Source organism: Streptomyces parvus (genome assembly GCF_032121415.1).
GTDB classification, from domain to species: domain Bacteria; phylum Actinomycetota; class Actinomycetes; order Streptomycetales; family Streptomycetaceae; genus Streptomyces; species Streptomyces globisporus_A.
Window position 1 is genome coordinate 5,415,291 of sequence record NZ_CP135079.1, and the last position, 15,129, is coordinate 5,430,419.

A 15,129-nucleotide genomic window follows, 5' to 3' on the forward strand; every position below is an offset into this window, starting at 1 on the left:
GGCTCAGCCGGCGGCCCAGGCGTACCGGTGTTCCGGGCGGCCCGTCTCGCCGTACCGCAGGGTCAGCCGGACCTTGCCGGTGCGCTCGAGGAGCTTCAGATAGCGCTGGGCGGTCTGCCGGCTCATCCCGGCGCTGTCCGCGATCTCCTGCGCGGAGAGCGGACCCTCGGCCCCGCGCAGGGCTCGCCGGACGAGCTCGGCGGTGGTGGGGGAGTGGCCCTTGGGGAGGGCCGTCTCGCCCGTCGTCCACAGCGCGCCGAAGAGCCGGTCCACCTCCGCCTGCTCGGCCTCCCCGCCCCCGTCGAGCGTCTGCCGCAGCGCCGCGTACGCTTCCAGCTTCGCGCGCAGACCGGCGTACGTGAACGGCTTCACGAGGTACTGGAGCGCACCGTGCCGCATCGCGTCCTGCACGGTCGCGACGTCCCGGGCGGCCGTCACCATGATCACGTCGACCTGATGGCCGAGGCGGCGCAGCTCCCGTACGACGGCGAGGCCGTTGCGGTCGGGCAGATAGTGGTCCAGCAGGATCAGGTCGACCGGGACCTCCTCGACCGTCTCCAGCGCCCCGGCCGCCGAGTGGACCTGTGCGGCCACCCGGAAGCCGGGGACCTTGGCGACGTACGCCGCGTTGATCTGCGCCACCCGTACGTCGTCGTCGACGATCAGGACCTCGATCACCGCTGCTCTCCCGTCGTCGCCGGATGCGCGGGGTGCGGCGCGCCGTCCGGGGAGCCCGCGGCGGGCTCCGCCAGCGCCTCCGGCAGCACGACCGTGAACACCGCGCCGCCCCCGTCCGCCCCGGACACCGTCACACTGCCTCCCTGGCGCTCCGCGAGCCTCCGTACGAGGGCGAGCCCGAGGCCGCGCTTGCCGTGCGCCGGGACGTCCTTGGTGGACCAGCCCTCCGTGAAGATCGACGCGTGCTGGTCCTCCGGGACGCCGGGGCCGCTGTCGCGCACTCCCAGGATCACCGTACGGCCCTCGGTCCGCAGGCCGACCTCGATCCGCGCCCCGTCCGATCCGGCCGCCGCGTCCGTGGCGTTGTCGACGAGGTTGCCCACCACCGTCACCAGACCCCGGGGATCGACCACCCGGTCCGGCAGCAGCGTGCCGGGAGCCAGCCGCAGCGAGACCCCGCGCTCGGCGGCCACCGTCGTCTTGCCGACGAGGAGGGCGGCCAGCAGCGGGTCCTGGACCTTCTCCGTGACCTGCTCGGCTGTCGCCCGGTGCACGCCGACCACCTCGGTCACGAACTCCATCGCGTCCTCGTGCATCTCCAGCTCCAGCAGCCCCAGCAGGGTGTGCAGCCGGTTGGCGTGCTCGTGGTCCTGGGCGCGCAGGGCGTCGATCAGCCCCGTGGTGGAGTCGAGCTCGCGGCCCAGGTGCTCCAGCTCGGTCCGGTCGCGCAGGGTCACCACGGCTCCGCCGTCGTCCGTGGGCATCCGGTTGGCCAGCAGCACCCGGCTGCCCCGTACCGCCAGCAGGTCGTCGCCGACCACCCGCCCGGCCAGTACGTCCGTGGTCCTCCCCTCGCCCAGCACCTCCTCCAGCGGCCGGCCGGCCGCCTGCGGACCCAGACCCAGCAGCCGCTGCGCCTCGTCGTTCAGGAGCCGGACGCGGCCGGTCCCATCGAGGGCGACGACCCCTTCGCGGATGCCGTGCAGCATGGCCTCGCGTTCGGTCAGCAGCGCGGAGATGTCGGAGAACGCCAGGTCGTGGGTCTGCCGCTGCAGCCTGCGGGAGATCAGATACGCGGCGAGCGCCCCGACGGCCAGGGCCCCGCCCGCGTATGCGAGCAGCCCCGGGATCGCCGCGAGGAGCCGGGCGCGGACGCTGTCGTAGGCGATACCGACCGACACCGCGCCGACCACCTCGCCGGACGGGCCGAACAACGGCACCTTGCCCCGCGCCGAGCGGCCGAGGGTGCCGCTGTCGATCTCCATCACCTCACGGCCGCGCAGCGCCTCACCGGGGTCGGTGGAGACGACCGCGCCGATCCGGTGGATGTCGGGATGGGACCAGCGCACCCCGCGCTCGTTCATGACGACGACGTACTCCGCGCCGGTCGCCTGCCTGACCCGCTCGGCGGCCGACTGGACGGGGCCCCCGTCCGACGGGTCCGTGCTGCTCAGGTTCTCCACGATGTCCGGCTGGGCGGCGGTGGACTGGGCGATGGCCAGGGCGCGGCGCATCGCCTGGTCGTCCAGCTGGTCGCTGAGCGGGGCCAGGAAGAGGCCGGTGACCAGGATCGTCACACCGGTGATGATGGCCAGCTGCATCAGCAGGACCTGGGAGAAGACCCGCTGGGGCCAGCCGAACCGGCGCGGTCCCCGGCCGGGGGTCGGTGGGGCGTTCATCGTAGAGACGGTAAGGGCCGGGCGACCGGGGCGGAAATCTCGTCGCGCGGATCCCGGGAATTCGAGCGTCCGCTCCGCTACCTCTTGCCTCCGGCCGCCGTGTCTGTGAGCGTTTCAGCGCTGCCTCCGTGAGCGTCCCGGGGGCAGTTCACCATCAACGCAATCCTCTTGCGTTTCTTGCGCTAATCTTGCGCTCATGACGCGACGACTTGCTCAAGTGGCCCAGAAGGTGGGAGTCAGCGAGGCGACGGTCAGCCGGGTGCTGAACGGCAAGCCGGGCGTCTCCGACGCCACCCGGCAGGCCGTCCTCTCCGCGCTGGACGTCCTCGGCTACGAGCGCCCGACCCAGCTGCGCGGCGAACGGGCCCGGCTGGTCGGCCTGGTCCTGCCGGAGCTGCAGAACCCGATCTTCCCGGCCTTCGCCGAAGTGGTCGGCGGCGCGCTCGCCCAGCAGGGGCTGACCCCGGTGCTCTGCACCCAGACCAAGGGCGGCGTCTCCGAAGCCGACTACGTCGAGCTGCTCCTCCAGCAGCAGGTCTCCGGCGTGGTCTTCGCGGGCGGCCTCTACCACCAGGCCGACGCCCCGCACGACCACTACAAGGTGCTCGCCGACCGCAAGATCCCCGTCGTGCTGATCAACGCGGCCATCGAACACCTCGGCTTCCCCGGCGTCTCCTGCGACGACTCCGTCGCCGTCGAACAGGCCTGGCGCCACCTCGTCTCGCTCGGTCACGAGCGCATCGGACTCGTCCTCGGACCGTCCGACCACGTGCCCTCGCAGCGCAAGCTCGCCGCCGCCCGGGCGCTCGCCGAGGAGACCGGCACGAGCATCCCCGACGAGTGGGTGGCCCGGGCCATGTTCTCGCTGGAGGGCGGGCAGGCCGCCGCGACCCGGCTGCTGGAGCGCGGTGTCACCGGCATCATCTGCGCCAGCGACCCGCTCGCGCTGGGCGCGGTGCGCGCCGTCCGCCGCCGGGGGCTCTCGGTCCCCGGCGACGTCTCGGTCGTCGGCTACGACGACTCGGCCTTCATGAACTGCACCGAGCCGCCTCTGACCACCGTCCGCCAGCCCATCGAGGCCATGGGGCGCGCGGCCGTGGAGCTGCTCTCGGTGCAGATCGGCGGTCGGGCCGTGCCCTCGGACGAGCTGCTCTTCGAACCGGAGCTGGTGGTGCGCGGGTCCACGGCACAACCTCCGCGCGGGAATTCCCTGTGATCCGTAGTTAATTTGCGCTCCCCGGGATCCTTGGTCCGGACCTGGGGTCTTGCGCAGAGTGCGGAGTCCTGGTCAGGGGAGCGGCTGCGGCGGCCGGGGCCCGGTGTACTGCCCGCTCGGCCGGATGCGGAGCGGGCGCTCCCCGTACTCCTCCAGCGCGTGGGCGATCCAGCCCGCCGTACGGGCCACCGCGAACACGGTCTCGCCCGCGTCCGCCGCCATCCCCCGGGAGACCGACAGGACGGCCAGCGCCAGGTCGATGTTGGCGTGCAGCGGAGCGTGCCGCGCCGTCGTGGCCACCACCTCACGGGCGGCCGCCAGTGCCCCGGCCGCCCGATCCACATCCGTCAGCAGCTCGAACAGGACGGTCGCCCGGGGGTCCTCGCCCCGGTACAGCCGGTGGCCCAGACCGGGGACCCGCCGCCCGGTCCGCAGATGGTCGGCGACCACGGGGACCGCGCTGCCCCGGTCCACCGCTTCCCGCAGCAGCCGGTGCGCCAGGCCGCTCGCCGCTCCGTGCAGCGGCCCCTCCAGCACGCCGAGGCCCGCCGACACCACGGCGTACGGATGGGCCCGCGCGGAGGCGGCGACCCGGGCGGCCAGGGTGGAGGCCGCCAGGTCGTGGTCGATCAAAAGCGCCAGGGCGGCGTCCAGCACGGCGAGGGAAGGGGCGTCGGCCGGCTCCGCGGTGAGTCGCGGCCACAGCTCCGCCGCCAGCGAACCCCCTTCGGCCGCCGGACCGCCCAGCACCGGCAACGCGCCCACCAGGGTAGGGATCAGGCCGCGCGCACTGTTCAGCACTGCCTCGGGCGACAGATCGAACCGCAGCGGATCCGTGGCAGCGGCAGCCGTCACCGCCACCCGCAGCCGGTCCGTCGACCCACTGTGCGCGGGCAGTGCCTCGACCGCCCTGCGGGCCGCCGCGAGGGTCCCGGCGGAGGCGGTGAACCGGGCGCCGGGGCGCAGCTCACCCGTCCACAGCCACTCGGCGACCTCCTCGTAGCCGTAGCGCCGGGCCAGCTCCGTCGCGTCGACCCCGCGGAAGTAGCAGCGGTCGCCCTCGATGAGCGTGATGCCGGTCCGGAAGGCGAGGTCACCCCCGGCCGGGGACGGGTCACGGCGCCCCGAGCGCCGTGCCAGCGCCCGCACCTCCTCGGCGTCGAACGTGCTGCCCCGCCCTCCGGCGGCCCGCACGCTGCTGAGCTGGCCCCGGCTGACGTAGGCGTACACCGTCTCCGGCTTCACGCCCAGCAGTTCGGCCGCCTGCCGGGTGGTGAGCCGGGGGGCGTCGTGAGGCTCGGGCTCTGGTTGATCCGTCATGGAAACCACCGTATCCACTCCGCATACACATTGATTCAGTCAACATTGACAGATCTTCCGTCAAGCATGGACAGTCGAATCAATGTTGCATGCACGGAGGAGAGAGCAGCCATGACCACCACCCCTGTCGCCCTCGCGGTACCCCGTGGCCTCGCCGGTGTCGTCGTCACCGACACCGCCCTCGGTGACGTCCGCGGCCGCGAAGGCTTCTACCACTACCGCCAGTACTCGGCGATCGAACTGGCGCGGACCCGCGGCTTCGAGGACGTGTGGTACCTGATGTTCCACGGGGAGCTGCCCGACCGGGCCGCGGCCGCCGACTTCGCGGCCCGTACGGCGAGCCTGCGCACGCTCCCGGCCGACGTGACCGATGCCCTGCCCGCCATCGCCCGCGCGAGCGCCGTCTCGGGCCCCCTCGCGGGGCTCCGCACCGCGCTCTCCCTGCTCGGCGCCTCGGCCGGCTTCCGCCCGGTGTACGACATCGACGCCGAGCGCCGACGCGAGGACGCGCTCGCCGTCTGCGCGGCCGTGCCCACGATCCTGACCGCCCTCCACCGCCTCGGCCAGGGGCTGGAGCCGGTCGCACCCCGCGCGGACCTGCCGCATGCCGCGAACTACCTCTACATGCTGACCGGTTCGGAGCCCGGGCCCGACCAGGCCAGGGCGGTCGAGCAGTACCTCGTCTCGACCGTCGACCACGGCTTCAACGCCTCCACGTTCACCGCCCGCGTCGTCGCCTCCACCGGAGCCGACCTGGCCGCCTGCCTGGTGGCGGCCGTCGGCGCGCTCTCCGGACCGCTGCACGGCGGAGCCCCCAGCCGGGCCCTGGACACCCTGGACGCCATCGGCACGCCGGACCGGATCGACGGCTGGATCCGCGAACAGGTCCTCTCCGGCCGCCGCATCATGGGCTTCGGCCACCCCGTCTACCGCACCGAGGACCCGCGCTCCCGGATGCTCAAGTCGATCGCCCAGGGTTTCGGCGGTCCGCTCGTCGACTTCGCCGTGGAGGTGGAGGCCCAGGTCGAGGCGATCCTCGCCGAGCTCAAGCCGGGCCGGGAGCTGCACACCAACGTGGAGTTCTACGCCGGGGTGGTCATGGAGCTGTGCGGCCTGCCGCGCGCGATGTTCACCCCCACCTTCTGTGCGGCGCGAGTGATCGGCTGGAGCGCCAATATCCTGGAGCAGGCGGAGGACTCGAAGATCATCCGCCCGGCGGCCCGCTACGTCGGCGCACCCCCGCCGCAGCCGGTCCCGGCACCCTGACGACGCTCCCAGGAAGGCTCCCGTTGACCCCGCCCCCCACCCCGCAGATCCCGGTCGTCGTCCTGGCGGGCTTTCTCGGCTCCGGCAAGACCACGCTCCTGAACCATCTGCTCCGCAACCGGGCGGGCACCCGGATCGGCGTGATCGTCAACGACTTCGGGGCCATCGAGATCGACGCCATGACCGTCTCGGGGCAGGTCGGCTCGACGGTCTCGCTGGGCAACGGCTGCCTGTGCTGCGCCGTGGACGCGAGCGAGCTCGACACCTTCCTGGAGACGCTGACCCGGCCGTCCGCCCGGCTGGACGTGATCGTCATCGAGGCGAGCGGACTGGCCGAACCCCAGGAACTCGTCCGTATGCTCCTGGCCAGCGACAACCCGCACATCGTGTACGGGGGCCTCGTCGAGGTCGTCGACGCGGCGGAGTTCGACTCCACCCGCCGACGGCACCCCGAGCTGGACCGCCATCTGGCCGTCGCCGACCTCGTCGTCCTCAACAAGACGGACCGGGTGGGGGAGGCCGAGCGGGAGCGGCTGCGGGCGACGGTCGCGGAGCTGAGCGGCCCCGCGGCCGTGATCTCCGCCGAGCACGGCCGGATCGACCCCGAGCTGCTCTTCGACCCCGCGCTGCGGACGGACGGTGAGGAGACGGCGGGTCAGCTGAGCTTCGAGGACCTGCTGCGTCAGGAGGAGTGCGAAGAGCACGAGGAGTGCGACGGCCACGGGCACACCGGTCATCTCCACGCGGCCTACGAGAGCGTCGACTTCACCGCCGACGTGCCGATGGACCCACGCCGCTTCATGGCCTTCCTCGACTCCCGGCCCGAAGGGCTCTACCGGATCAAGGGGTTCGTCGACTTCGGCGCGGGGGACCGGGACAACACCTACGCCCTGCATGCGGTCGGCCGGTTCCTCCGCTTCGTCCCCCGGCCGTGGGCGCGCGGCGAACAGCGGCTCACCCAGCTCGTCATGATCGGCGCGGGCATCGACGCCGCAGCGCTGCACGAAGGGCTGGCCGCCTGCCGCGCGGAGCCGGGGCGGCCCGACGCCCCGGACACCGAACGCGCCATGTGGGGGGTGCTCCGCTACGTACCGGAGCCCGCCCGCGAAGGGGACGCCGAGGCCGACGCAGTCGACGTACACGAAGCCGCCGTGGACGCATAGACCAGGGAGCGGCCGAAGCGGCGCAACCAAGGAGCGGCCGAGGAGGCGTCGTACCTCCCCGGCCGCTCCTGCCGTACGGCAGCGTCAGTACAGCGGCGGTCCCGCGATCACGGCCACCTGCTCCAGCAGGGGCGTCCCCGAACCGTCCCGCCTCGGGTCCGGCTCCGGCAGCTTCGCCGGAGTGCCGTTCTTCTGGGCGGCCCGGGCCGGGGTGGGCCCCGCCCAGGCGAACACCAGGACGTCCTCGCCCTTCAGGAACCGCTGGCAGCGCACCCCGCCGGTCGCCCGGCCCTTGCGCGGATACTGGTCGAACGGGGTGAGCTTGGACGTCAGCACCGAATCGTCCAGCGTGCCGTGCGAGCCGGCCACCGTGAACACGACCGCCTCGGCCGCCGGGTCCACCGCCGTGAACGACAGCACCTCGGCCCCGGCCGCCAGCTTGACGCCCGCCATGCCTCCGGCGGGCCGGCCCTGCGGACGCACCGAAGCCGCCGGGTAGCGGAGCAACTGGGCGTCGGAGGTGATGAACACCAGGTCCTCCTCGCCCGTCCGCAGCTCGGTCGCGCCCACGATGCGGTCACCGTCCTTGAGGGTGATGACCTCCAACTCGTCCTTGTTGGCCGGGTAGTCCGGCACGACGCGCTTCACCACGCCCTGGAGCGTGCCGATCGCGAGCCCCGGAGAGTCCTCGCCGAGCGTCGTGAGGCAGATCAGCTCCTCGCCCGCCTCCAGCGTGAGGAACTCGGAGATCTGCGCCCCGCCCGAGAGATTCGGCTCCGCGTGGGTGTCCGGCAGCTGCGGCAGGTCGATCACCGAGAGCCGCAGCAGCCGGCCGGCCGACGTGACGGCCCCGACGTCACCGCGGGCTGTCGCCGCCACCGCCGACACGATCACGTCGTGCTTGGTCCGCCGGGCGTCCTCGGAGATCTCGACCGGATCCGCGTTCGCCGTACGGGCCAGCAGGCCGGTCGAGGAGAGCAGCACCCGGCACGGGTCGTCCGCCACCTCCAGCGGCACGGACGCGATCTGCGAACCGGCCGACTCCAGCAGCACCGTGCGCCGGTCCGTGCCGAACTTCTTCGCCACGGCCGCCAGCTCCGAGGAGACCAGCTTGCGCAGCTCCGCGTCCGACTCCAGGATCGCGGTCAGCGCCTCGATCTCGCCGTTCAGCTTGTCGCGCTCGCTCTCCAGCTCGATCCGGTCGAAGCGGGTGAGGCGGCGCAACGGGGTGTCCAGGATGTACTGCGTCTGGATCTCGCTCAGCGAGAAGTGCGCCATCAGGCGCTCCTTCGCCTGCGCGGAGTTGTCGCTGTCCCGGATGATCCGGATGACCTCGTCGATGTCGAGGAGGGCGACGATCAGACCCTCGACCAGGTGCAGCCGGTCGCGCCGCTTGGTGCGGCGGAACTCGCTGCGCCGGCGCACGACCTCGAAGCGGTGGTCGAGATAGACCTCCAGCAGCTCCTTGAGGCCGAGGGTGAGCGGCTGGCCGTCGACCAGCGCCACGTTGTTGATGCCGAAGGACTCCTCCATCGGCGTCAGCTTGTAGAGCTGTTCCAGCACCGCTTCCGGCACGAAGCCGTTCTTCACCTCGATGACCAGGCGCAGCCCGTGCGCCCGGTCGGTGAGGTCCTTGACGTCGGCGATGCCCTGGAGCTTCTTCGCCGAGACCAGGTCCTTGATCTTGGCGATCACCTTCTCCGGGCCGACGGTGAAGGGCAGTTCGGTGACGACGAGGCCCTTGCGGCGGGCGGTGACGTTCTCCACGGAGACGGTGGCGCGGATCTTGAACGAGCCGCGGCCCGCCGTGTACGCGTCCTTGATGCCGGTGAGCCCGACGATGCGGCCGCCGGTGGGCAGGTCGGGGCCCGGGACGAAGCGCATCAGCGTCTCGACGTCGGCGCCCGGGTGCTTGATCAGGTGCCGGGCGGCGGCGATGACCTCGCCCAGATTGTGCGGGGGCATGTTGGTGGCCATGCCCACGGCGATCCCGGAGACCCCGTTGACCAGGAGGTTGGGGTAGGCGGCGGGGAGGACGACCGGCTCGCGTTCCTGACCGTCGTAGTTCGACTGGAAATCGACGGTGTCCTCGTCGATCGCCTCGGTCATCAACGACGTGGCATCCGCCATCCGGCATTCGGTGTACCGCATGGCGGCCGGCGGGTCGTCGTTGCCCAGGGAGCCGAAGTTGCCGTGGCCGTCGACCAGGGGAAGGCGCATCGAGAACGGCTGGGCCATGCGGACCAGGGCGTCGTAGATCGAGGCGTCGCCGTGCGGGTGCAGCTTGCCCATGACCTCGCCGACGACCCGGGCGCACTTCACATAACCGCGGTCGGGGCGCAGTCCCATCTCGTTCATCTGGGACACGATGCGGCGGTGCACCGGCTTCATGCCGTCGCGGGCGTCGGGCAGGGCCCTGGAGTAGATCACCGAGTACGCGTACTCGAGGAAGGAGCCCTGCATTTCGTCGACGACGTCGATGTCGAGGATCTTCTCCTCGAAGTCGTCCGGCGGCGGGGTCTTCGTGCTACGGCGGGCCATCGCGGCTGCGACTCCTTCACGGATTCTTTTCGGGCGACCTGAGCTTGTTCGGGACAACACGAGCTGCTGACGCGGTCCATTGTGGACCGCCCCACTGACAACGCCGACCTCGACCCGTCCGAAGGACGGTCCGAAGCCGACCGGGCGGCACGCCGTCGACGGCGCTCGCGACACCATCGACGGAAACATCCGCCGAACGGGAACTTCGCCAGGTGCCGCTGCGCTTGCTTAGAGTGGCAGGTCTGGCAGGAAGTCCAGTATCGCGATCGAAGGGACGTACATGCCCATGGGTCACACGGCCACCGCACAGGCCGGCTCCGGCGGCTTGACAGCGACCGAGCACCGCCTGGCCAACGGCCTGCGTGTGGTGCTCTCCGAGGACCATCTGACCCCGGTCGCCGCGGTCTGCCTCTGGTACGACGTCGGCTCGCGCCACGAGGTCAAGGGACGCACCGGCCTGGCTCACCTCTTCGAGCACCTGATGTTCCAGGGTTCGGGCCAGGTCAAGGGGAACGGTCACTTCGAGCTCGTCCAGGGGGCCGGCGGCTCGCTCAACGGAACGACCAGCTTCGAGCGGACCAACTACTTCGAGACCATGCCCACCCATCAGGTGGAGCTGGCCCTGTGGCTCGAAGCCGACCGGATGGGCTCCCTCCTCGCCGCGCTCGACGAGGAGTCCATGGAGAACCAGCGCGACGTCGTCAAGAACGAGCGCCGCCAGCGTTACGACAACGTGCCCTACGGCACCGCGTTCGAGAAGCTGACCGCCCTCTCCTACCCCGAGGGCCACCCCTACCACCACACCCCCATCGGCTCCATGGCCGACCTGGACGCGGCCACGCTGGAGGACGCCCGCGCGTTCTTCCGTACGTACTACGCGCCCAACAACGCGGTGCTCTCGGTGGTCGGCGACATCGATCCCGAGCAGACCCTCGCCTGGATCGAGAAGTACTTCGGCTCCATCCCCTCCCACGACGGCAAGCAGCCGCCGCGCGACGGGACACTGCCCGAGATCATCGGCGAGCAGCTGCGCGAAGTGGTCCACGAGGAGGTCCCGGCGCGTGCCCTGATGGCCGCCTACCGCCTTCCGCACGACGGCACCCGCGCCTGCGACGCCGCGGACCTGGCGCTGACCGTGCTGGGCGGCGGGGAGTCCTCCCGGCTGCACAACCGCCTGGTCCGCCGAGACCGTACGGCCGTGGCGGCGGGCTTCGGCCTGCTGCGGCTCGCCGGGGCGCCCTCGCTGGGCTGGTTGGACGTGAAGACCTCCGGCGGCGTCGAGGTGGAGACGATCGAGGCCGCCGTCGACGAGGAGCTGGCCCGGTTCGCCGCCGAGGGGCCCACCCCCGAGGAAATGGAGCGGGCCCAGGCGCAGTTGGAGCGCGAGTGGCTCGACCGGCTCGGCACGGTCGCCGGCCGCGCCGACGAACTGTGCCGTTACGCGGTCCTGTTCGGCGACCCACAGCTCGCCCTGACCGCGGTGGGCCGCGTCCTGGACGTCACCGCGGAGGAGGTGCGCGCGGCCGCCGAGGCGGCCCTGCGCCCCGACAACCGGGCGGTGCTGGTCTACGAGCCCATCGAGCCGGCCGACGAGGCCGCCGAGGGCGAAGAGGGCACCGACGCGCACGAGGGGGCGGCCAAGTGAGCGACGCCGCCGTGACTGGAGTAGCCATGGAGTTCCACCCGCAGCCCACGCCCGGCACGGCCCGCCCCTGGGCCTTCCCGGCGCCCGAGCGCGGCGCTCTGCCCAATGGGCTGACCGTGCTGCGCTGCCACCGCCCCGGCCAGCAGGTCGTCGCCGTGGAGATCTTCCTGGACGCGCCGCTGGAGGCCGAGCCCGAGGGCCTGGACGGCGTGGCCACGATCATGTCGCGGGCGCTCTCCGAGGGCACCGACAAGCACAGCGCCGAGGAGTTCGCCGCCGAGTTGGAGCGCTGCGGCGCCACGCTCGACGCGCACGCCGACCACCCCGGCGTCCGGGTCTCCCTGGAGGTCCCGGCCTCCCGGCTGGCCAAGGCGCTCGGACTGGTCGCCGAGGCGCTGCGTGCCCCCGCCTTCGTCGAGAGCGAGATCGAGCGACTGGTGGGCAACCGCCTCGACGAGATCCCGCACGAGCAGGCCAACCCGTCCCGGCGCGCCGCCAAGCAGCTCTCCAAGGAGCTGTTCCCGGCCACCGCCCGGATGTCCCGGCCGCGCCTGGGCACCGAGGAGACGGTCCGGCGGATCGACCAGGCCGCCGTGCGCGCCTTCTTCGACGCCCACGTCCGCCCGTCCACCGCGACGGCCGTGATCGTCGGCGACCTGACCGGCATCGACCTGGACGCGCTGCTGGCGGAGACCCTCGGCGACTGGTCGGGCAACACCGCCCAGGCCCGCCCGGTGCCGCCCATCACCGCGGACGACACCGGCCGCGTGGTCATCGTGGACCGTCCCGGCGCGGTCCAGACCCAGCTGCTGATCGGCCGCATCGGCGCCGACCGGCACGAGCGCGTGTGGCCCGCGCAGGTGCTCGGCACGTACTGCCTGGGCGGGACCCTCACCTCCCGGCTGGACCGGGTGCTGCGCGAGGAGAAGGGCTACACCTACGGCGTGCGCGCCTTCGCCCAGGTGCTGCGCTCCTCCGGCCCCGACTCGGGCGGCGCGGCGATGCTCGCGATCAGCGGCTCGGTGGACACCGAGTCCACCGGACCGGCCCTGGACGACCTCTGGAAGGTCCTGCGGACGCTCGCCGCCGAGGGGCTGACCGACGCCGAGCGCGAGACGGCCGTGCAGAACCTGGTGGGCGTCGCCCCGCTGAAGTTCGAGACCGCCGCCTCCGTCGCCAGCACGCTGGCCGACCAGGTCGAGCAGCACCTCCCCGACGACTACCAGGCCCACCTCTACGCCCGGCTCGCCGAGACGGGCACCGTGGAGGCGACCGCCGCCGTGGTCAACGCCTTCCCGGTCGACCGGCTGGTCACGGTCCTCGTGGGGGACGCCGCGCGGATCGCGGAGCCGGTGAAGGCCCTCGGTATCGGAGAGGTGACCGTCGTCACCGGCTGACACCGCCGCGGAGCACGGCCGCCACCGTGCGACCCACTGCCGTGAACAGGACCCCGACGGAAGAGACTTCGTCGGGGTCCTGTGTTTTTGCCTGTTTAGTCCGCTTCACCACCTTTGGTGGGGTGGTTGCCTGTCTGCCCTGTGGGATGCACGACAAATCCCCTTATCCGTTTGGTGATGGGAAGCCGCCCCGCCTAGCGTCGGCCCGGCTGTCCGTCACCCGTATGCCGCAGCCGCGGCGCCGGGCAGTCATCGCCGAGTCCCCGTCAGGCGCGAGCCTGGGGAGCCGGGGACCCACGCAGTCCCTGGGGTGAATCGGAGGCCCGTGCCGCGAACCGGCGCGGGGATCCGTAGGAGACCTTCCTGCTCCGAACCCGTCAGCTAACCCGGTAGGCGAGAAGGAAGGAAAGGAACCAGCCCCTCCATGGCGTTCACCCGTGCCACCGGGAAGCACCGTGCCCCGAGCCGCCTCACGCGTCGCAGCGCCCAGGCCGCCGGCATCGCGGCCCTGGCCACCACCGGAGTCCTCGGCTCGCTGTCCTCCCCGGCGCTCGCCGCTGACACCGAGGCCGCCAAGGTCGCCGACACCGGCCTCGCCCAGGCCCTCTCCGTCGACGCCACCCTCGCCGAGCAGATCGACGCTCAGGCCCGCGCCCAGGAGCGGCAGGCCGACGCGGTCGCGAAGGCGAAGGCCAAGGCAGCCGCCGAGGCCCGCGAGAAGGCCGCCAAGGCCAAGGCGAAGGCCGAGGCCGAGGCCCGTGCCGAGGAGGTCCGCGAGGAGGAGGCCCGTGCCGCCCGCGCCGCCGAGCGCGCCCGGCTGAACGCCTTCCACCTCCCGGTCGCCGGCTCCCACGTCACCACCGGCTACAACACCGGCGGCTCCCTCTGGTCCTCCGGCAGCCACTCCGGCGTGGACTTCCAGGCCGCCTCCGGCAGTTCCGTCGTCGCGGTCGGCGCCGGCACGGTCGTCGAGGCCGGCTGGGGCGGCGCGTACGGCAACAACATCGTGCTCCGGATGGCGGACGGCACCTACACCCAGTACGGCCACCTCTCGTCGATCGGCGTCTCCGTCGGCCAGAGCGTCTCCTCCGGCCAGCAGATCGGCCTCTCCGGCTCCACCGGCAACTCCACCGGCCCGCACCTGCACTTCGAGGCCCGCACCACCCCCGACTACGGCTCCGACATGGACCCCGTCGCCTACCTGCGCTCCCACGGTCTGAACGTCTGACCCGCCGCGCGCGACCCACCGTCCGAAGGCCCCGGCACCCGCCGGGGCCTTCGGTAATTCCCGCGTGAAGATATCCCTGGATTCCGGCCTGCCATCGGAAATTCCGCCGGATTGTCATAGAGTCACGGAACAGACGTCGGGCGGCCGCGTTTCGCGGGGATCAAGGCGGAGGTTCGGATATGCGCATTCCCGCGCATTCGGTATGCACGGCAATCCGTGACGACATCGTCTCCGGTGTCTACGAGCGTGGCAGCCGCCTCACCGAGGAGTTGCTGGCACGCCGCTACGGGGTCTCCCGCGTCCCGGTCCGCGAGGCGCTGCGCACCCTGGAGTCCGAGGGGTTCGTGGTCACCCGCAGACACGCCGGCGCCTGCGTGGCCGAGCCCACCGTCCAGGAGGCCGCCGACCTTCTGGAGGTGCGGATGCTCCTGGAGCCGCTGGGCGCGGCCCGCGCCGCCCAGCGCCGCACCGAAGCCCACCTGAAGGTGCTTCGCGGTCTGGTCAGACTGGGCCAGGAACGGGCCCGCCGGGGCGAGGGCGAGGACTTGCGCTCGCTGGGCGGCTGGTTCCACGAGACCCTCGCGCAGGCCTCAGGCAGCCCCGGGCTCATCGCGCTGCTCACCCAGCTCCGGCACAAGATCGCCTGGATGTACGCGGTCGAGCAGCCGGCCCGTCCGGTCGACTCCTGGGCCGAGCGCGGCGCGATCGTGGACGCGGTGGCGCGCGGCGACGCGGAACGGGCGAGGGCGCTCACCGCCCAGCACGCGGAACGCTCCACCGCCGAGCACCGGCTCCGCCGCCCGGATCTCCCGGGGCGTCGCACCGCCCCCGTCCCCCCGGTGAGAAGTTCGCAACACGGCGTAAACACTGCGGGCGTCCGGCATTAACAGAAACACCGTATACAAAGAGGGAAGTAATTCCGGGGCACCATTTCACGCTGCCCGCATTGGCGAGGTGCGGATCTTTCCCGAATCCTTCGCGGAAACGAAAGAGCCG

General features: G+C 72.1%; 11 protein-coding genes and 1 riboswitch. Of the genes, 7 read left to right on the forward strand and 4 right to left on the reverse strand.

Annotated features, from left to right (window positions below; translation table 11 throughout):
* Positions 1 to 3 precede the first annotated feature (3 nt).
* Positions 4 to 678, reverse strand: coding sequence for a DUF7342 family protein (locus tag RNL97_RS25410; protein WP_030581209.1), 675 nt, complete (start codon positions 676 to 678; stop codon positions 4 to 6).
* On the reverse strand, positions 675 to 2,357 hold the full coding sequence (locus tag RNL97_RS25415) for an ATP-binding protein (RefSeq protein WP_030581211.1): 1,683 nt from the start codon (positions 2,355 to 2,357) through the stop codon (positions 675 to 677). Before RNL97_RS25415 ends, RNL97_RS25410 begins: the two co-directional genes overlap by 4 nt.
* A 196-nt stretch (positions 2,358 to 2,553) precedes the next feature.
* Here RNL97_RS25415 and RNL97_RS25420 point away from each other — a divergent pair, with 196 nt between their 5' ends.
* The gene (locus tag RNL97_RS25420) at positions 2,554 to 3,573 is read left to right on the forward strand and encodes a LacI family DNA-binding transcriptional regulator (protein ID WP_030581214.1); all 1,020 of its coding nucleotides are present in this window, start codon (positions 2,554 to 2,556) and stop codon (positions 3,571 to 3,573) included.
* A 72-nt stretch (positions 3,574 to 3,645) separates the two neighbouring features.
* Here RNL97_RS25420 and RNL97_RS25425 read toward each other — a convergent pair whose 3' ends face one another.
* Entirely contained in the window at positions 3,646 to 4,893 is a 1,248-nt protein-coding gene (locus tag RNL97_RS25425; protein WP_313751230.1) for a citrate synthase, read from the reverse strand.
* 111 nt (positions 4,894 to 5,004) lie between these two features.
* Between RNL97_RS25425 and RNL97_RS25430 the strand changes: the two genes are divergently transcribed.
* Both RNL97_RS25430 and RNL97_RS25435 read left to right on the forward strand, forming a co-directional pair.
* Positions 5,005 to 6,159, forward strand: a complete 1,155-nt coding sequence (locus RNL97_RS25430) for a citrate synthase/methylcitrate synthase (protein WP_030581220.1) — start codon at positions 5,005 to 5,007, stop codon at positions 6,157 to 6,159.
* Positions 6,160 to 6,182: 23 nt separating this feature from the next.
* The gene (locus tag RNL97_RS25435; protein ID WP_030581223.1) at positions 6,183 to 7,322 is read left to right on the forward strand and encodes a CobW family GTP-binding protein; all 1,140 of its coding nucleotides are present in this window, start codon (positions 6,183 to 6,185) and stop codon (positions 7,320 to 7,322) included.
* Positions 7,323 to 7,406: 84 nt separating this feature from the next.
* On the opposite strand, the gene RNL97_RS25440 is transcribed toward RNL97_RS25435, so the two are convergent.
* Positions 7,407 to 9,863, reverse strand: a complete 2,457-nt coding sequence (locus RNL97_RS25440) for a DNA gyrase/topoisomerase IV subunit A (RefSeq protein ID WP_030581227.1) — start codon at positions 9,861 to 9,863, stop codon at positions 7,407 to 7,409.
* A gap of 280 nt (positions 9,864 to 10,143) precedes the next feature.
* Between RNL97_RS25440 and RNL97_RS25445 the strand changes: the two genes are divergently transcribed.
* The 4 genes from RNL97_RS25445 (at position 10,144) to RNL97_RS25460 (ending at position 15,020) form a co-directional block, all read left to right on the forward strand.
* Positions 10,144 to 11,508 (forward strand): M16 family metallopeptidase, encoded by a 1,365-nt coding sequence (locus tag RNL97_RS25445; protein ID WP_030581230.1) that lies wholly within the window; start codon positions 10,144 to 10,146, stop codon positions 11,506 to 11,508.
* A 26-nt stretch (positions 11,509 to 11,534) separates the two neighbouring features.
* On the forward strand, positions 11,535 to 12,905 hold the full coding sequence (locus RNL97_RS25450) for a M16 family metallopeptidase (protein ID WP_030581233.1): 1,371 nt from the start codon (positions 11,535 to 11,537) through the stop codon (positions 12,903 to 12,905).
* A gap of 243 nt (positions 12,906 to 13,148) precedes the next feature.
* Positions 13,149 to 13,315, forward strand: a riboswitch (cyclic di-AMP (ydaO/yuaA leader).
* Between the two features lie 14 nt (positions 13,316 to 13,329).
* Positions 13,330 to 14,133: a M23 family metallopeptidase gene (locus RNL97_RS25455; protein ID WP_313751231.1), complete on the forward strand. Its 804-nt coding sequence runs from the start codon at positions 13,330 to 13,332 to the stop codon at positions 14,131 to 14,133.
* Between the two features lie 179 nt (positions 14,134 to 14,312).
* Positions 14,313 to 15,020, forward strand: coding sequence for a GntR family transcriptional regulator (locus tag RNL97_RS25460; protein WP_030581239.1), 708 nt, complete (start codon positions 14,313 to 14,315; stop codon positions 15,018 to 15,020).
* The last annotated feature ends 109 nt before the right edge of the window (positions 15,021 to 15,129 follow it).